We start from the raw sequence: 18,848 nt of genomic DNA on the forward strand, positions 1-18,848 counted from the left end.
CGACCTCCGTCGTGGATGCTGAGAGGCATGGGTGACACCTCGGGACCGAAGCAGTGCCTGCGTGCTGACGCGCGCCGAAACCAGGCGCGCATCCTCGACGCGGCGCGTGCGGTGATCAGCGAAAACGGGCCCGAGTTCGCGGTCAACGACGTCGCGATCAGGGCCGAGGTAGGGCTGCGCACGGTCTACCGGCGCTTCGCCCGGCGCGAAGACCTCATCAGCGCGGTGTTCGAGCGGTACGTCACCGATGAAGTTCAGCCCATGGTCGAAGCCGCGGTCGCCCACGACGACCCGTGGCAGGCGCTGGCCGACGGGCTGGAGACGACCGTCGTCTCCGTCGCCGCCAACTCCGCATTGCTGACCGCGGCACGAGACACCGCACTGGTCACCCGGGCGACCGCCGAGGGCTTCGTCAAGCCGCTAACCCGTGCCCTGGAACGTGCGCAGACCGCCGGCGTCGCGCGCACCGACCTGGACGCCACCGACTTCCCGTCTCTGATCGCGATGGTCGTGGCCACGATGCTCGCCGTCCCTGATCTGGAGACGGCGCAACCGGCTCGCTGGCGTCGATACCTCGCGCTGCTGCTGGAAGGCTGCCGTGCAAGCACGGCTCAGAAATCACTTCCCGAGCTGTGACGCGTTACCCCGGCCCCGGCCCCGGCCCGGGGGCCATATAGCTACCTCCTGTCATGGTCGTCAAGTGCAACGCGTGTGCGGCGAGCGCAACCGCTGTGAGCGAGGCAAAAGGTTCACTCGAAATGTGATTCGCACCACTGCCCATAAGTGACAAAGACGCGCCACTTAGCAAGTAGGGTGCCGGGAATCAGCAAGTCCCTTGTCTCTGGAGTTGCCCATGCCGGCCGACATCGAAGACATCCCCCGACTGCCGTTCGATCGCCCGGCGGTACTCGACGTCGGGCCCGTCTGGGCCGATCTGCGAGAACGGCATCCGATATCCCGGGTGTTGACCCCGGCGGGTGACCCGGCCTGGCTCGTCACCGGGTACAACGAAGCGAAGACGTTGTTCGGCGACCCACGGCTGGGGCGATCGCACCGCGAGCCGCAGAAGGCGTCGCGGATCTCCAATTCCGGGTTCAACGGTGGCCCGGTCGGCAGCTTCGAGGGCGAGCCCGCTTTTAACGCCCGGTTGCGCCGGGTTCTGGTGCCCTCGTTCTCCGCGAGCCGGATGCGGCGTCTCGAGGACGGGATGCAGAAGCTCGTCGACACACTGCTGGATGACATGATCGATGCGGGTGGCAGCGGAAAGGTGGTCGACTTGCACGAGCGCCTGTCGCTTCCGCTGCCCATCTTCGTGATCTGCCAGCTGCTCGGCGTACCCTACGGCGATCGCGCTTACTTCAAAGATCTATCCGAGCGTGCCGCGACGATGACCGGCGAGGACCCTTTCGCCGCGATTGTCGAACTTCTCGCCTACGCTGGCGAGCTCGCCGATGTCAAACGCCGAGATCCCGGACTGGACGTCATCAGTGATCTCGTGAAGGCTCAACGGGACGATCCTAGCTTTACCAATGCCGAGCTGACTCAGATCGTCGCCGGTGTGCTCTTCGCCGGTCATGAGACCACGGTCAACCGCATCAGCCTGGGCGTCGTGATGCTGCTGGAGAACCCGCAGGTTCGCCGCCGCCTGGTGGACGATCCGCTCAGCCGGCCGCACATCGTGGAAGAAGTTCTGCGCCTGGCCGCGCCGGAAAACTTCGGTCTGGCGCGGTACGCCAGTGAGGACATCGTGATCGGTGACGTCACGATCAATGCGGGGGATGCCGTCATCATCGCCACCTTGGCGGGTAACCGCGACGAGCGAGCGTTTCCCGATCCCGAAGCTCTCGACCCTGATCGACCCGTCTCTGCCGCGCATCTGAGTTTCGGATACGGAGCGCACTACTGCATCGGCGCCGGCCTGGCTCGCACCGAACTCCGGGTAGCGCTGACCAGCTTGTTCGCCCGCCTGCCTGACCTGCGGCTCGCGGCTGAGCCCGGCCAGCTGCGACTGCACGTCGAACGGGTCACCGGCGGGCTGCATGAGCTCCCCGTCACCTGGTAGTGCCAGGATGCCGCCGCGTCGTGAGGTCCGCTTTTTGCTCGGCTGCTACATCGTGCCGTGGCTAGCGGTTTGCGCACGTACAGCGGAGATTCGATGCTCACCCGCCAGCTTTCCCACTGCGACTCGTGGACTGACTCGTACCTCGCCTACAGCCGAACACGGGCTTGTGCGAAAGCCCTGCTCTCTCTACTGAAGCCGGAGAACCTGTGAATATAGCAGGCAAGACTGTTGTCATCACTGGCGCCGGACGTGGCATTGGCGCGGCAATCGCGCAGCGCTTGGCTGTCGAGCAGCCGCGCGGGATCGTGGTGTCGGACATTGACGAGAGGGCGGCAAAAGACACGGCGGCCCGTCTCGGCGAGCAGGGATGTCCGGTCCTCGCGGTCGGCTCGGACGTGTCCGACGGAGACCAGGTCGAGCGGCTGGTCACCGCCGCGACGGACGCGTTCGGTCCGGTCGACGTCGCCATCTCGAACGCCGGCGTGGCGACGGCCAGGGGCCTGTACGCCGCCGAGCAGGAGTGGGAAGCCGCGTGGTCGGTCAATGTCATGGGTCACGTGCGGCTGGCCAAGGCGGTGCTGCCGGGCATGGTCCGGCGTCGCGCCGGCTCTGTGGTGCTGACCGCGTCCGCTGTGGGATTGCTCGGTCTGCCCGGTGACGCGCCGTACTCGGTGACCAAGCACGCCACGGTCGGCTTGGCCGAATGGCTGGCCTTCACCTACCGGCCCCGCGGGGTGCACGTGAGCGCATTGTGCCCGTTGGGTGTCCGAACTGGACTGCTGATGCCGGCCGTCGAACACGGTCACCTGGCCGGAGCGATGGTCGAGGCGGCTGCCCCGATCATCGAGCCCGCAGAGGTCGCCGAGGCCGTGGTGCGGGGAATAGATGCCGAGCGGTTCCTCATCCTGCCGCATCCGGAGGTGGCCGCGATGCACGCCGCCAAAGCCGCCGATCCCGACGCGTGGATCGCCGAGCAGGCCGACGCATCGGCGCGGCGACGCCGACGGTGACGAGGCTCGCCGGCCAGAAACCAAGTCCGGGCACAACGGCGGTTTCCGGGCGGAGCATGACCATGGACACGAGAGGTGAGTGAGAGTGCATGCGGCGACCTGAGGATGCGGCGGACCTGGTCATCGGGATCACCCCGGCCGGCGAGCCGAGCGCCCGGATCTGCGCGGCGGTGAGCCGGGCGCACGGCCTCGGTGTCCTGGATCTCGGGTCCGACGACCACGTCGGGCGTGACGAGCTGACCCGCGCCGCCCGATGGGCGGTGTCACCGATCGGGCTGCGCGCCGGGGCCGGCTGCTCGCTCACCCCACACGAGGTCGTCGAAGTACTTGGACCGCGCGCGCGGTCCGTCGAGACCGCCGTGCTGGCCTGGGATTCGTCATGGCGTGAGGTCGAGCTCCCCCCGCAGTGGCGGGTGCTGGTCGAGGTGACCAGTGTGGCCGAGGCCGTCGAGGCGGCGCGGACCGGCGCACGCGGAGTGATCGCACGAGGCGGCGACGCCGGCGGCCGAGTCAGTGACCTCAGCTCGTTCGTGTTGCTGCAACGGCTGCTCGCGGCCGGCGAGGTGGATCTGCCGGTGTGGCTGTGCGGCGGTATCGGGCGCCATACCGCCGCTGCGGCCGTCATCGGCGGTGCGGCCGGTGTCGTGCTCGACACGCAGCTGGCGTTGCTGGCCGAAGCAGACCTGCCAACTGATTTGACCGCGGCGATAGCGGCTAGCGACGGCACCGACACCAGCGTCGCCGGAAGCCGGCGAGCCACAGCCCTGGGAATGCCGCTCGGTCAGGACACCTTCCTGGCCGATCGCTTCGCCGAGGAGTTCGGATCGATACCGCGGGCGGTCCGCGCCGTGCGCGACAGCATCGTGGCCGCGTTGCGGGGCGACGTCCGCCCCGTACTCGGTCCCGGAGCGGGGCTGAGCGCCGCGCTCGGCACCGCACTGCCGGTCGTGCAGGGGCCGATGACCAGGGTCAGCGACCGGCCCGGGTTCGCGGCCGCAGTCGCTGATGCCGGTGCACTGCCGGTCATCGCGCTGGCGCTCTCCTCGGAGGAACAGACCAGATCCGTCCTGACCGAAACCGACGCCGCGCTGGCCGGTCGATCGTGGGGTGTAGGGGTGCTCGGGTTCGCGCCCGACGACGTGCGCGAGGCCCAGCTGGCGGTGATCCGGGAGATCCGTCCGAAGGCCGCAGTGATCGCCGGAGGCAATCCGGCGCAGGCCGCCGACCTCGAGAACGCTGGTATCACGACCTTCCTGCACGTGGCTTCGCCGACCCTGCTGCGGCAGTTCCTGGACGCCGGAGCCCGCAAGTTCGTGTTCGAGGGTTCGGAGTGCGGCGGGCACGTCGGACCGCGTTCCAGTTTTTCGCTATGGGAGGGCCAGCTCGGCGTGCTGCACGCCTACTTCGCCGATCAGCCGGCTGCCGATCTGCAGGTACTGTTCGCCGGCGGCGTCCACGACGAACGGTCGGCCGCGATGGTCGCCGCGCTCGCCGAGCCCCTGACCCGGCTCGGCGCGTCGGCCGGCGTACTCGTCGGGACCGGCTACTTGTTCACGGAAGAAGCCGTCCGTCACGGCGCGATCGGATCGGTATTCCAAGACGCCGCCCTGGCCGCCGAGGCAACCGCGCAACTGGAGACCGCACCCGGTCACATCACGCGGTGCTTGCCGAGCCCGTTCGTGGACACCTTCGCCGCGATCAGCGCGGACCTGGCCGCGCGTGGCGTGCCCCGTCGCCAGGTGTGGGAGCAACTCGAGCAGCTCAACGTGGGACGCCTGCGCATCGCCAGCAAAGGACTGCGGCGCCACGAGGGCGACCTGGTGGCGGTCAGCCAGGCCGACCAAGCCGCCGACGGCTTGTTCATGGCCGGCCAGGTCGCCGCTCTGCGCTCGTCGACAACGACCATCGCCCGGCTGCACCACGACGTCACCACGGGAGCGGAACGGTTCCGGGCCGAGCGCGTCGCGGCTTTCGCGCCGGCGAAGCCCGACCCGGTCGAGTCGGCCGCACCGCCGCCAGTCGACGTCGCCATCGTGGGTATGGCGTGCTTGTTCCCCGGCGCCGCCGACCTTGCCTCGTTCTGGGCCAACATCCTCGGCAAGGTCGACGCGATCACCGAAGTGCCCGAGCGACGATGGAGCACGTCGCTCTACCACGCTGAGGACGCCACCGGAGCGAATGGCGAACGCACGCCCTCGAAGTGGGGTGGTTTTCTCGGGGAGACACCGTTCGATCCGCTGACGTACGGTGTCCCCCCGTCGGCGCTGGCCGCGATCGAGCCGGTGCAGCTGCTGGCGCTGCAGACGGCGCACCGCGCACTCATCGACGCCGGTTACGACGCCACCGGCCCCGGCTCGGCGCCCGTCGACCGGGCACGGGTCAGCGTGGTGTTCGGCGCCGAGGCCGGCAGTGACCTGCTCAACGCGACCTCGCTGCGCATGGTGCTGCCGTCCTACCTCGGCTCGGTCCCCGCGGAGCTGGACGAGCAACTGCCCACGGTCACCGAAGACAGTTTCGCCGGGCAGCTGACCAATGTGATCGCCGGGCGGATCGCCAACCGGCTCGACTTCGGCGGCGCCAGCTACTCGGTGGACGCCGCCTGCGGCTCTTCGCTGGCGGCCGTTGACTCGGCCTGCCAGGAGCTGACCCGCGGCACCAGCGACATGGTGCTCTGCGGTGGCGTCGACCTGCACAACGCGGTCAACGACTACCTGCTGTTCTCCTCCGTCGGTGCGCTGTCCCCGACCGGTCGATGCCGTCCGTTCGCCGAGAACGCGGACGGCATCGCGCTGGGAGAGGGAGTGGCGTGCGTGGTGCTGAAGCGCCGCGCGGACGCCGAGCGCGACGGCGACCGGATCTACGCCGTCATCGACGGTGTGGGCAGCGGCAGCGACGGCCGGTCGCTCGGCCTGACCGCGCCCCGCCCGGAAGGACAGCGCCGCGCGCTCGAACGCGCCTTCCGCAACGCCCGGGTATCCCCGGCCGACATCGGGTTGGTCGAAGCGCACGGCACCGGAACCGTCGTGGGTGACCGGATCGAACTGGCCACGCTGGAAGTGCTGTTCTCCGAGGCAGGTGCCGCTCCCGGGAGCACTGCCCTCGGGTCGGTGAAGTCACAGATCGGGCACACCAAGTGCGCCGCCGGGCTCGCCGGGATCATCAAGGCAGCGATGGCCGTGTACACCGGTGTGAAACCGCCGACGCTGCACGTCGGGCGGCCCAACGCCGCCTGGCAAGGCGATACCAGCGCATTCGCGTTCCACCGTGACCCGGCCCCGTGGCTCACGCCCGCAGCGGACCGGATCGCCGGGGTAAGCGCTTTCGGCTTCGGAGGTACCAATTTCCACGTGGTCCTGCGTGGGCACGACTCGGCCGAACTCGTGCGGCACGCCGCGAACCAATGGCCGGCCGAGCTATTCACTTTCAAGGGGAAGGACCGGGCTGCGGGCCGCCGTGAGGTGGACCGGATGCGCGAACTGCTCAGCGCCAACGACGCGCACGGTCGTCCGTGGCGGCTGCGCGATCTGGCGCGCACCGCTGCGGCGCGGGCGGACCGCGGCAGAGACCCGGTCCAGTTCGCCGTGGTGGCTTCGGATCTCGACGAATTGGCCGACCGGCTGCAGATCGTGGCCGACCACGGAGCCGACCCCCGCCAAGGCGTGTTCGCCGCCGACGAGACCGCACCGCCGGCCGGCAAGCTGGCGATGGTCTTCCCGGGGCAGGGCAGCCAGCGACCGGGCATGCTCGGCGAGCTGTTCGTGGCGTTCCCCGACCTGCGACGGTTCGCCGAATCCACCGGTGCGGTCGCCGAGGCGATGTTCCCCGCCGCCGCGTTCGACGTCGCCGGTGAGCAGGCGCAGTCTCTGCGGCTGCGCGACACCACCATGGCGCAACCCGCACTGGGCGTCACCGGGCTCGCCGTGCACCACTTGCTGACCCGCCTCGGCGTCGTCCCGGACATGGTGGCCGGGCACAGCTACGGGGAACTGGCCGCGCTCGCCGCCGCCGGCTGCTTCGAGGCACCCACCCTGCTGCGGCTAAGCGCCGCGCGCGCTCAGACCATCCTGGATGCCGCCGGAGACAGGCCGGACGGCGACCTCGGTGCCATGGCCGCGGTCGCGGCCGGAGCCGACGAGGTCGTCCGTGCGCTCGGAGACGCCTGCATCGCCGGTGACGTCGTGCTGGCCAACCTCAACTCCCCGAACCAATCCGTGCTTTCCGGCCCGACACTGGCTGTGCGTTCGGCGGTGGAAGCGCTGCGCGCCGAAGGCTTGTCGCTCACCGAGCTGCCGGTGGCGTGTGCTTTCCACAGCCCCCTGGTGGCCGGAGCGGTGCCCCGGTTCGCCGACGTGCTGGCCGAACACCCGGTCGCAGAACCTCGCGTGCCTGTCTGGTCCAACCGGACCGGCGGACGCTACCCCGTGGACCCCGACGCCGTGCGCGCCGAGCTCGCCGCACAGATCGGGGCGCCGGTCCGGTTCGCCGACGAGATCCAAGCCATGTACGCCGACGGTGCTCGGATCTTCGTCGAAGCCGGTCCCGGCCGGGTCCTCAGCGGCATGATCGACAGCATCCTCGACGGTCGCCCCCACGACACGATCACCATCGAAAGCAGCCAGGGCGCCGGATTACCCGGACTGCTCACAGCGCTCGCCCGGCTTGCGGTGCTCGGTGTCGACGTGCGCACGAGCTGGCTGACCAGCGGCCGGGACGCCGTCGACGTCAGCAGGCTGACCCCACCCCGCCGACCCGGATGGACGGTCGACGGCCAGACCGTGCGCACCGTGGACGGGAAGTACCTGCCCGGCGGGCTCGCGCCTGCTCAACGTGTGGAGGTCACCATGACGGACAAAGCCGGCCCTGCGGGACAAGCCGGTCGCGATGCGCTGGTGGGGGAGTTCTTGCGGTCCAGCCGCGAGCTGATCGCGGCACAACGTGACGTCCTGCTGGGCCTCCTGGGTACCGCGCCGACGACCGCGACCAGCCTGATGCCGGCACCGCAGGCCGTGCCATCCGCCGCCGTGGCCGTGACAGCGGCACCACCTCTCACGGCGCCGACCCCGGCCGACCCACTCACCACAGTCGTCGATCTGATCGTCGAGCGCACCGGCTATCCGGCAGAGATGATCGAGCCCGACCTCGACCTCGAGGCCGACCTCAGCATCGACTCGATCAAACGAACCGAGATCGCCGGCGAGCTCGCCGCGCGGCTCGGTCTCGACGGGACCGGCACCCCCTTCGACGCCCTGGCGCGCCTGCGCACCACCCGGGCCATAGCGGCCTGGATTACCGACACCACCGCGACGACGAGCGCCGCGGACGCGGCACCTTCCGGCCCCGCTCCCTGGCCGGACGCGGCCCGCCCGCTGGCCGCGCTTGCTCAGCCTGTTCCTGCAGCCGGAAAAGCGCCGACGCGATTCACGATGAAACTGATGCCCGCGCCTGAGGTGACCGCCAGCAAACCGTCGCCGGTCGCTGGCGCGAAAGTCACCCTGGTCGGCGGCGATCCGGAACTAGTCACGGAGTTGTCGGAACGGCTGACCACCCACGGCGCCGCCGTGACGGCAATCGGGCCCGGTGACGAGATCACCGGGGCGCTGGACGGCCTGGTGCTGCTCGACCCCTTGTCGGACGCCGCCGAACCCGTATTGCCGACTGCGTTCTCGTCGCTGCGATCAGCCTTGATGCGACGTCCCCGCTGGGTCATCGCAGTAGCTCCCAAAGATCAGCCGTCTCGTGCCGGCCGCGCGGCCGGGCTCCGGGGACTGTTCCGCACTTTGGTCACGGAGTACCCCGAGACGGCGGCGACGCTGGTGGAGGTCGCTCGAGGTGCGGCGCACGAGCTGGCCGAGGCGATCACGACGGAACTGCTTGCCGCGTCCGGCGACCCGGTCGTCGTCGTCGAAGACGGACGGCGCCACACTTTCGTGTTGACGCCCACCGGGCTCGGCCCTCTCGCGGCCACTGGCGCAGGACCGGCAGGAGATGGGACCGCAGAACTCGCCGCTGTCGGTCTCACCCGCGACTCGGTGGTCCTGCTCATCGGCGGAGCGCGCGGCATCACCTCGCGGCTCGCCAGCACACTGGCGAGCTCGACCCAGTGCCGCGTCGAGCTCGCCGGACGGACCCCGTTCGGTGGCCAACCCGAAGACCCCGCGACCGCCCTCGCGGCAGACCTGCCCTCCTTGCGGGCCGCGCTCGCCGGACTCGGCCATCGTGACCCCGCGGCCATCGATCTCACAGCCCGGGAAATCTTGGCCCGCCGCGAGGTCGCCGCTACCGTAGCCGAGCTGAGTGGTCACGGTAGCGAGGTCACCTACCACGCCCTCGACGTGCTCGACACCGAAACGGTTCGGCAGCTCATCAAGCGAGTCCACACCGAACACGGTCGCATCGACGGGGTCGTCTACGCCGCCGGCGTCATCGACGACAAGCTGATCGAGGACAAGGACGACGCCTCGTTCGCCAGGGTGTACTCCACCAAGGTGGATGGGGCAGCCGCCATGCTCGAGGAACTGGCCGGACTACCAAGTCTGCCCGGATTCGTGGTGCTGTTCGGAAGCGTGGCCGCGGTTCTGGGCAACCGCGGGCAGGCGGACTACGCAGCGGCCAACGACGCGCTGGAAGCCATGGGCGTGCAGTGGTCGGCCCGCACCGGGGGCCGCGCGTTGACCGTCCACTGGGGACCATGGGCTCCGTCCGGCGCGAACGGTGGCATGGTCACCACCGAGCTCGCCCGAACCTACCAAGCCCGGGGTATCGAGCTGATCGACCCGGCCGAAGGGGTCGCCGCGCTGGTTCGCGAGCTGGCGTGGGGCGACCCCGAGGTCACGGCAGTGGTGCTGAATGCTGCGGTGCGGTGGGGAGAGGGTGCGTCGTGACCAGCGATCGGACGGCCGCCCGGACCGTGACTGCGGTGGCAGAGCGGGTCTTGTGCCTGGCCGCGGACAGCCGGGCTGAGTTGGGGCGCCTGCTGTCCGTGCCGGACGAGGAGTTGCTGGCAGCGCCACCAGGACTCCGCGGGGGAGCTGGTACGGCCTCCGACTGCCGAATCGGCATCGTCTCGCCGGACGCCAAAAGGCTCGCCCTGGCCAGGAAACTGGTACCCGCCGGACGCCCTTGGCGTGGCCGAAGTGACATCTGGTTCAGTCCGGAACCGCTGCTCAGTGGTGGCGGCCAGGTCGCGTTCATGTTTCCCGGCTTGGAAGGCGACTTTTCGCCGTCGGTCGAGGACGTCTCGCACTGGCTCGGGCGTTCCGCCCCGGCCTTCAGTACCGAGTCGGTCGGCCGGCACGCCGAAGGAGTGATCACCCTCGGCCAGCTGTTGTCCGAGGCATTGCGTCACCTCGACGTGCGCCCGGATGCGCTGGCCGGGCACAGCGTGGGGGAGTGGAACGCGATGATCGCCGGCGGGATGTTCGGCGAACAGGACGCTGCCCGACTGCTGACTCGAGGCGACGTGGACTCGATGCTCGTGCCCGACGTCGACTTCGGGGTGCTCGGCTGCGGGGTGCACCAAGTCCACGAGTATCTCGGCGATCGCACCGACGTCGTCGTCTCGCACGACAACGCCCCGCACCAGACCGTCGTCTGCGGTCCGGTCGCGACGGTCGCCGGCATCGTCGCCGAGTTCCGGTCGCGCGGCGTGATCTGCCGGGCCCTGCCGTTCCGGTCGGGCTTCCACACCCCGATGCTGCGGCCATACCTGGGCCCTCTGGCTGGCGAAGTGGCTGCACTGCAGCTGCGGCCCGCCCAGCGAACACCGGTGTGGTCCGCCACGACCGCGTCCCCGTTCCCCGACGAACCGGACGCGATCCGAGAGCTGTACCTGCGGCACCTGGTGGAACCGGTGCGGTTCCGCGAGCTCGTGCTCGGCCTCTACGACCACGGCGTCCGGGTGTTTGTGCAGGTCGGCTCGGGCCAGCTCGGATCACTGATCGATGACACGCTCCGCGGCCGTCCGCACCTGAGCGTCGCCGCCAACGCGCCGCACCGGCCCGGACTGGATCAATTGCGCCGCGTGGCGACGGCACTCTGGGTCGAAGGTGGCCGGCCGGATGTCGGCGCCTTGGACCGCGGGCCCGATCAGCCGGCCTCCGGGCAACCAGCTCCGCAACGGTCTGACCGGTCCACGACCTCGACGCTCTGCGATCCCAGTCCGGTGCCTGCCGTCGACGCGAGGAACCGGCTCGCCGAATTGGGCCGCCGGTTCCCGGCGGCCGCAGAGCTCAGCCTGCTGATGGACGACGTCGCCGACGCCGTCACCACCGTGCTCGGCGCCCGCCGCTTCGCGGCTACGACGACGACCACCTTGCGCGTGTCGACGGCGGCCATGCCGTACCTGCTCGACCACTGCATCACCCAGCAACGGGAGGGCTGGCCGGACGACGCGGACCGGCGCCCGGTCGTGCCGGCGACGACGATGGTGCGGCACATGGTGGACGCGGCCGAGCGGGCCGCGTCGGGGAAGGTCGCCGTCGCCGTCGAAGACGTCGCACTGCACCGGTGGCTGGTGGCCGCCCCGGCCACCGACGTCACCGTCTCCGTCCGACCGGTGCGCCCCGACCGGGTGCACGTGCGGCTCGGCGACCACGCCGACGCGGTGGTCGTGCTCGCCGACCGCTATTCGCCGGCCACCGATGGCGTGTGGTCGGCCGAGCCAGGCGAACGGGCCACCGCGCAGTCCGCAGACGCGCTGTACACACAGCGCTGGCTCTTCCACGGTCCCCGGTTTCAGGTGGTCACCAAGTCCGTCGGGATCTCCGGCTCCGGTGTGCGCGGTGAGATCACAGTGCCCGACGCGCCCGGTGCGATGCTGGACGGCGTCGGACACGTTCTCGGCCAATGGCTGGCGGAAAACCAGACCGGTGGATGCGTGGCGTTTCCGGTCCGCATCGGACGGATCCGTTTCCACGAGCCGGAGCCGGCCGCCGGCACGACGGTGGCCTGCGCGGTGCGGATCACGCACCGCACCGACGACGTCGTCGAGGCAGACGCGCAAGTGAGCGCGGCCGGCCGGCCGGTGGTGTCGATCAGCGGCTGGCGCGACCGGCAGTTCGGCGGTGACACGACGATCAGCGCGGTGTTCCGGTTCCCCGAACTCAGCACAGTGGCGCAGCGCCAGCCCGGTGGCTGGTGGAGCACGGCAGAACCCTGGCGGAACCTGGCTGCCCGCGAACTGTACCTCCAGGCGTACCTGGCGTCGGACGAACGGCAGCAATACGAGGCGTGCCGTCCTGTCGACCGCCGCGAGTGGCTGCTGCGGCGAATCGCGGCCAAGGACGCCGTGCGCGGCTGGCTGTGGGACCACGGTTCAGGACCGCTGTTCCCGGCGGAGATAGCGGTAACCGAGGACCGAGCAGGTCGTCTCGTTGTCGCCGGGCGGCACGGGCTGGTGGTGCCGGCGCTGGACGTCGCGGTTGCGCACTGCCGGGAGATGGCGGTGGTCCGCGTCCGCGACGACCGTGATGACACGGAGTCGAACGGTATCCGTCTGGTGGAAATTCTGGAGACGGCGGCCGAGCCGCAACTGGCTCCGGGCGATCGTGTGCGCACCGCTCTGCTGCACAACCCGGACGGCCTGCCGCCACGCCGCTACTTGGTGGCGTGGCGGGCGAGCAAGAGCAACGACGAGCTGAAGAAAGGGTCTTCATGACCACATCACCGGTTCCCACGACGTCGACCGCAGCAGTGCTGCACGACGTCCGCGCCATCATCGCCGAGATCCTGGACACCGCGTCGGATCCGCAAGTCTTGCAGATCGAGCCGGAGACGGCCCTGATCGACGACCTTGGACTGGAAAGCATCGACCTGGTGACCATCGGCGGAATGCTCACCGAGCGCTACGGCGACCGCGTGAACCTCGCGGCGTTCCTCGCCGCTCAGGATATCGACCAGGTCATCGCGATGACCGTCGGGAGCCTGGTCAATTTCGTCGTCGGTTCGGCCGGCGGCGACCACGACCCGGAACGCTGACATGGCCACGATCCTGGTGAACGGGGTTCGGACGCACTACCAGTGGATGCCGGCGCGGCGAGCGTCGCCTGAGGGTGCGCCGGTGGTGGTGTGTGTGCACGGGATCGGCTACGACAGCCTGGCCAGTTTCTACCTGACCCTCGCCGCGCCGCTGGCCGAAGCCGGTATCGATGTGCTGGCCTACGACCTGCGCGGCCACGGGCGCTCGGCTCGTCCGGCCACCGGCTACCGGCTGGGCGACTTCGTCGGCGACCTCGAGGATTTAATCGGGCGGCTGCACCTCGACCGGCCGGTGCACCTGCTGGGCAACAGCTTCGGGGGTACGGTTGCGTTCAGCTTCGCGGCGCGGCACCCGGAGCGGGTGGCCAGTGTCGTGTCGATCGAGTCGGAGCCGGCGACGGAGGCATGGTCGGCGAAGATGAGCACGACCATCCGCAACGTGGTGGACGCGATGGCTGACGAAACGAGCCTTTCCTGGGTCGCTGGCACCTTCGGAGCCCATTACGCCCGGCTGACCAAGGCGGCTGGGGCGATCATCCGGTCGACGTCGATCGTCGAGGAGATCGCCGCCGGCCCTCTGCTGAGTGCGGACGACCTGGACGCCATCAGGTGCCCGGTGTTGTCCATCGTGGGCAGCGAGGGGTTCCAGCAGGACGATCTCACCGCGGTTGCGGCCTCCTTGCCGCACTGTCACACGAACGTGATTGACGGTCAGGGGCATTCGGTTCTGGTCGAACGCCACCAGACGGTTCGGCGAATCCTGCTGGGCTGGCTCGCCGAACACGATCCGGTAGACCTGCCGGGCGGGGCAGGCCTAGCCGAAGACGGTGCGGCGTGAAGCGATTCTTGTTCGTCGTGCCGCCGTTGACCGGTCACGTCAACCCGACGGTCGGCGTCGCCGAAGAGCTCAGGGTCCGCGGGCACGAGGTCGCGTTCGCCGGCGACCTGATCACGCTCGCGGCCCTGGTACCCGCAGTGTTCCCGCGATACCCATGCGACTGTTTGTCCGCTGTGGATCGACCGCCCGGCGTCCGTGGTTTCACGGCTCTGAAGTTCCTGTGGGAAGAATTCCTGATCCCACTCGCCGAGGCGATGATGCCCGGCGTGCTGCGAGCGGTCGGCGCGTTCGCTCCAGATGTGCTCGTCGTTGACCAGCAGACCTTCGCCGGCGCACTGGTCGCCGAACGGCTGGGCATTCCGTGGGCCACGTCGGCGACCACGTCATCTGAGCTGACCGACCCGCTCGCGGAGATGCCGAAGATCCGGCTGTGGCGGGATGAGCTGCTGGAGGGCCTTCGCCGGCGGTTCGGTGACCCACGAGCCGGTTCTGACCTGCGCTTCTCGCCCTTCCTGGTGCTGGCGTTCACGGTGCCCGAGATGCTCGAGGAATGGTCGCGGCCAGAAATGCCGGTGTCTTTCGTGGGCGTCGTTCCCCGGTCCGGCGGGTCCGGGCCATCGGCCGGCACGTTGCCCCCACCCGAACTCGGCAAACCCTTGGTGTTCGTCAGCCTCGGTACGGCGAACGCCCTGGCGGGCCGGCGCTTCCTGGACGAATGTGTTGCCGCGCTGACCGAGCGTTCCGGGATACAGGCCATCGTGGTGGATCCCACCCGCAGCCGGCGCGACGCGGGTGCCGTCCTGATCCGGCCACGGGTGGCTCAGCTCATGGTGCTGCACCGCGCGAGCGCCGTGGTCTGCCACGGCGGCCACAACACCGTGTGCGAAGCACTGAGCCTTGCCCTGCCGCTGGTGATCGCGCCGATCAGGGACGATCAGATGATCGTGGCCGATCAAGTGACCCGGGTGGGGGCGGGAGTGCGGTTGCGGTTCGACCGGGCACGCGCGCCGGAGATCGGCGCCGCCGTCGATCGGATCCTGACCCGGCCGTCCTACCGGGACGCCGCCGCGCGGATCCGGACGTCGTTCGCCGCGGCCGGCGGCGCGCGTGAAGCCGCAGACCGGTTGGCGCTGCTGACCGCGACGCACCCCTCGCCGCGATGACTCGTCCCGACGTGGCCCCGTACGGCGCGGGCCAAGAAGGGAGACGCGGATGGCGCGGCCGCGAATTGTGGTGAAGCGACTGGGGAAGTCGTATGGGCAGGTCGATGCGCTGGTCGACGTCTCGCTCGCGGTCGGTGCCGGCTCGGTGCTCGGTGTGCTGGGGCACAACGGTGCCGGCAAAACGACTCTCGTCGATGTGCTCGCCACCCGTACCCCTCCCAGTACCGGTTCTGCCCGGGTCTGCGGCTGGGACGTCGTGCGTTCGGGCCACAGGGTACGTCAGCACATCGGTATGACCAGCCAGTTCGCCGCCGTCGACGACGCCATGTCCGGCTGGGACAACCTCGTGCTGATCGGTCGGCTGCTCGGCGCGACCAAACGCCAGGCCCGGGAGCGTGCCGATGCCCTCATCAGCTCGTTCGACCTTCGCGACGCAGCGACGCGGAAAGCGGTCACCTACTCCGGCGGGATGCGCCGCCGCCTGGACCTCGCAGCGAGCATGGTTGCTCAGCCCGAGGTGTTGTTCCTGGATGAACCGACCACCGGCCTGGACCCGGTGAGCCGGACCGACGTGTGGGAGCTCGTCGAAAACCTCGTGGCCCGGGGTACAACCGTCGTGCTCACCACGCAGTACATCGAGGAAGCCGAGCGGCTGGCCGACCGGGTGGTGCTTCTCGCCGCAGGCCGCGTGGTCGCTTCCGGCACGCCTGAGCGGCTCAAGGCCACCGTGGGAAAGCGGACCGCCACGGTGGATCTTGGCAGCCCAGCAGCTGTGCACCGGGCGGCGGCCTTGTTGCGCCGGTACCGGCTGAGCCCGGGACCGATCGGGCCACGGAGCGAGCTGAGCGTGCCGATCAGGTCGCCGGGTGACATCCCGATGGTCCTGCGGATCTTGGATGCCGACGGCATCGCCGTTCGCGACCTGACCGTGACCGAGCCGACGCTGCACGATGTGTATCTGGCGCTGCACCGCGCGGGCTGGACGACCAGGTGAGCCGCCGCGACCGCGGCGTCACCGAGGCAGGTGTCGACGATACGATTCCGCTGTACGCGCGTGCGCAGGCCCCCACTCGGCCAGCCGCCAAGCCCGTCGACGTGCCGGTCATCCAGCGGCCCTGGAGAACCTGCGGGTTCATGGCGCAGGTCTGGGTGCTGACCGGCCGTTCGCTGCGCGCCGTATTCGGAGACGTGCGTCTGGTCGTGTTCGGTGTGCTCCAGCCGGTGGTGTTGCTGCTGCTCTTCAGCCAGGTCTTCCAAAGCGTGGGCGGGCTGCCCGGTGTGGCGCAGTACCGCGGCTACGTCAACTTCCTCGTGCCGGCCACACTGATCAACATCGCGATGACGACGGCGATGGGCTCCGGCGTGGGAGTGCTCGCGGAGATCTACACCGGCTGGATGGGCCGGCTGCGGACGATGCCGGTCTTCCTGATCTCGGTGCTGGTCGCCAGGACTCTTGCGGACGCGGTGCGGTTGGCCGCACAGCTGGTGGCGACGGTGGCGGTCGCGGTCGCCGTACTGGGGTTCCGCCCCGGTGACGCGCTCGGGATGGTCGGCGCGATCGGGCTGGCGTTGCTGGTGGGATGGGGACTCAGCTGGGTGTTCGTGGCGATTGCCACCTGGCAGCGCAAGCCCGAGACCATGCAGGCGGTGTCTTTCATCGTGATGTTCCCGTTGATGTTTGGGTCCAGCGCGTACATGCCGCCGGCAGCCATGCCGACGTGGATGCGTGTGGTGGCCACGATCAACCCCGTGACGTATGCGATCGACGCGACCCGCTGTCTCGCTCTCGGCCGGCCGGTCGGTGCGGCCTTGGTTCTCGCGGTGGCGCTTGTCGCAGTCACCGCTTCACTCGGCGCTGTTGCGGCGGCCCGCAACGTCCGTCGAAATCGCTGATCCGAGGTAGACACTTGGCACGTGGAGACCGCAATTGTTTTTGTGCTGACTTGCGGGAGCCTCGTGGCGGCGGCCACCCGGCTTTCGGGGCGGGTCGTCGCCTCCAGTGCCTGTATCGAAGTCAGTCAGCGCCTTTCGTTGATGGCTGCGATGGGGACGGTGGCTTCCTAGCGTTCGGTGAGCTCGTAGCGATTGACTACCCCACGGTGGCGTTTGAGCCGGTTGATGCCGCCCTTCACCGCATGACGCTGCTTGTAGATCCCGGGGTCGAAGGACGGTGGCCGGCCGTCCTTCGACCCCTTGGCCTTGCGGTGCATGTCCTGGTCGGCTTCGCTCAGGATGGTCGCCTCGATTCCGCGCTTGCGCAGGTGAGCCCGGTTGGCCTTCCAGGTGTAGGCCTTGTCCGCCGGCACCCGTTCCGGACGCGTCCGCGGCCGCCCACCACCGGCCGATCGGGGCACCCGAATTCCGGCCACGACCGGAATGACCTGCGGGCTGTCGCCCGGCTGCCGGGCGTTCAGCACGATCGACAACCGCTTCTGCTCTGATCGCACCTCATTATCCGCTGAGATCGCGGTAGCTGAACGACGTGTTGGTCACGACCTGCCCCGGATGGGTGACTGCAACGATCTGGGCCGTACGAGGGAGAAGCTCAGTCGTTCTCGCGGGATGCCGGATCGTCACGGATGTCGTTGTCTGTGACCCGTCTGCGCAGTTCCGCAGGTTGGCGGGCACGCAACGTTCTCCACTCGCGCTCGGAGTGCCAAACGGCCACGCTCACGGCTGTCAGGCACACGATAAGGACGATGGCCAACCCAGCGAATGCGGCGGGGTGGCCGAGTACCGCCAGGAGTTCTCCAAGTTTTTCGAACGAGATGCTCGCCGGAGCGGTCGAGGGTGGAGGGCAGGCGTGCGGAGCGGTACATACCGGCGGAGACACATCCTTTTCTGCCGCGGACCGCACAACGACGCAGGCCACACAGATCGCCAGCAGCGAAACCCCAAGACCCGTGAGGCGACTGGCGAGACTGGCTGGCTCGCGCAGGCGGGTGGTACCTCGGTGGATGTGCACGCTGGCTGTTGCCGGAGCGCAGTCGATGTAGGCGCCGATCTCGGTGGGAGTCCAGCCCTGCGCGTGCCGGAGGTACACGGCGACTGCCTGCCGGTGAGGAAGGTGGCGCAAATCCGTCATCACGCGCCGTGCCTCGAGGACATCGTCGAGGTCGGGATGAGGCGTCAGGCTGGACCAGCGAACCGAGCTGCTGTCGAGCAGGCTTTCCGATGTGAGGCCGGACTGCCGATGCTGATGAGCGGCACCGATCTTGCCGACCATGCGGCGGGCCACGGTGAATAACCAGGCGGGCGGGTTCTCGATGGTGTCGAGCGAGCCAATCATGGCTGCAAAGGCTTCGTGCACCACTGCTTCAGCGTCGAGCAGGGACTCTGACATGCCGTGGCTGTGGCCGAGGCTGCGCACGAACCCCAGCAGCCGAACCGCATAAGCGCGATACAGCGAATCGACAAGGTGTTTCCCCGCCTCGCCTGCTCCTTTCACATCACAACAAGGGCAGGTCGCGCCGGCGGCACGATGGAGGGCCTCGCACTCGCGACACCGCACCAGATCGGGCGTGCTGAGTGCCGGAGGATTTCCGGCGCAGGGCCACTGCTCAATCACGACCGCGCCAACCCACGATCGGTGACGGGGACCCGCACCCCGCACGCATCCCGCTCCTGTCCGGCGACCTCCACGCTCACGGACGTCGCCACCGTGACCCGGGCAAGCTCGATCCGGCTTCTCAACACGATCCGCTGCGCGAACGCGTCGGCCATAATCGTTACTGCTCGGGCGCAGGTAACCACCAGACCAATCATCACGGCATCTGTCACGACCGCCGCCTCCCTGTCTA

At 69.2% G+C, this 18,848-nt stretch carries 12 protein-coding genes and 1 pseudogene; 10 read left to right on the top strand and 3 right to left on the bottom strand.

Going from position 1 to position 18,848, the window contains the following annotated elements:
• Positions 1 to 27 precede the first annotated feature (27 nt).
• From C2L58_RS12605 to C2L58_RS12650, 10 genes and pseudogenes are all read left to right on the top strand, one after another.
• Positions 28 to 636 (top strand): TetR/AcrR family transcriptional regulator, encoded by a 609-nt coding sequence (locus tag C2L58_RS12605; protein WP_158264111.1) that lies wholly within the window; start codon positions 28 to 30, stop codon positions 634 to 636.
• 217 nt (positions 637 to 853) lie between these two features.
• The gene (locus tag C2L58_RS12610) at positions 854 to 2,062 is read left to right on the top strand and encodes a cytochrome P450 (protein ID WP_103337759.1); all 1,209 of its coding nucleotides are present in this window, start codon (positions 854 to 856) and stop codon (positions 2,060 to 2,062) included.
• A 206-nt stretch (positions 2,063 to 2,268) separates the two neighbouring features.
• Positions 2,269 to 3,072: an SDR family NAD(P)-dependent oxidoreductase gene (locus tag C2L58_RS12615; protein ID WP_103337760.1), complete on the top strand. Its 804-nt coding sequence runs from the start codon at positions 2,269 to 2,271 to the stop codon at positions 3,070 to 3,072.
• An 89-nt stretch (positions 3,073 to 3,161) separates the two neighbouring features.
• On the top strand, positions 3,162 to 9,953 hold the full coding sequence (locus C2L58_RS12620; RefSeq protein WP_103337761.1) for a type I polyketide synthase: 6,792 nt from the start codon (positions 3,162 to 3,164) through the stop codon (positions 9,951 to 9,953).
• A gap of 308 nt (positions 9,954 to 10,261) precedes the next feature.
• A pseudogene (locus C2L58_RS51485) lies at positions 10,262 to 11,041 on the top strand (acyltransferase domain-containing protein); the annotation flags it as partial.
• A gap of 1,721 nt (positions 11,042 to 12,762) precedes the next feature.
• A complete protein-coding gene (locus tag C2L58_RS12630; RefSeq protein ID WP_233225691.1) occupies positions 12,763 to 13,047 on the top strand; it encodes an acyl carrier protein in 285 nt (94 codons plus the stop codon).
• A 1-nt stretch (position 13,048) separates the two neighbouring features.
• Entirely contained in the window at positions 13,049 to 13,885 is an 837-nt protein-coding gene (locus tag C2L58_RS12635; RefSeq protein WP_103337764.1) for an alpha/beta fold hydrolase, read from the top strand.
• 17 nt (positions 13,886 to 13,902) lie between these two features.
• Positions 13,903 to 15,048 (top strand): glycosyltransferase, encoded by a 1,146-nt coding sequence (locus C2L58_RS12640; RefSeq protein ID WP_369904180.1) that lies wholly within the window; start codon positions 13,903 to 13,905, stop codon positions 15,046 to 15,048.
• Positions 15,049 to 15,097: 49 nt separating this feature from the next.
• The gene (locus C2L58_RS12645; protein ID WP_103337766.1) at positions 15,098 to 16,042 is read left to right on the top strand and encodes an ATP-binding cassette domain-containing protein; all 945 of its coding nucleotides are present in this window, start codon (positions 15,098 to 15,100) and stop codon (positions 16,040 to 16,042) included.
• A complete protein-coding gene (locus C2L58_RS12650; RefSeq protein WP_369904179.1) occupies positions 16,039 to 16,941 on the top strand; it encodes an ABC transporter permease in 903 nt (300 codons plus the stop codon). Before C2L58_RS12645 ends, C2L58_RS12650 begins: the two co-directional genes overlap by 4 nt.
• A gap of 167 nt (positions 16,942 to 17,108) precedes the next feature.
• Here the strand turns inward: C2L58_RS12650 and C2L58_RS12655 are convergent, their stop codons facing one another.
• The 3 genes from C2L58_RS12655 to C2L58_RS48575 all read right to left on the bottom strand — a co-directional run bounded on the left by C2L58_RS12655 (position 17,109) and on the right by C2L58_RS48575 (position 18,828).
• Positions 17,109 to 17,474 (bottom strand): transposase, encoded by a 366-nt coding sequence (locus C2L58_RS12655; RefSeq protein WP_158264112.1) that lies wholly within the window; start codon positions 17,472 to 17,474, stop codon positions 17,109 to 17,111.
• 119 nt (positions 17,475 to 17,593) lie between these two features.
• The gene (locus C2L58_RS12660; RefSeq protein ID WP_146073577.1) at positions 17,594 to 18,616 is read right to left on the bottom strand and encodes an RNA polymerase sigma factor; all 1,023 of its coding nucleotides are present in this window, start codon (positions 18,614 to 18,616) and stop codon (positions 17,594 to 17,596) included.
• Entirely contained in the window at positions 18,613 to 18,828 is a 216-nt protein-coding gene (locus tag C2L58_RS48575; protein WP_146073578.1) for a hypothetical protein, read from the bottom strand. The genes C2L58_RS12660 and C2L58_RS48575 overlap by 4 nt, the downstream gene beginning before the upstream one ends.
• Positions 18,829 to 18,848: the final 20 nt, after the last annotated feature.

This window comes from Amycolatopsis sp. CA-126428 (assembly GCF_002904335.1).
Lineage (GTDB): Bacteria > Actinomycetota > Actinomycetes > Mycobacteriales > Pseudonocardiaceae > Amycolatopsis.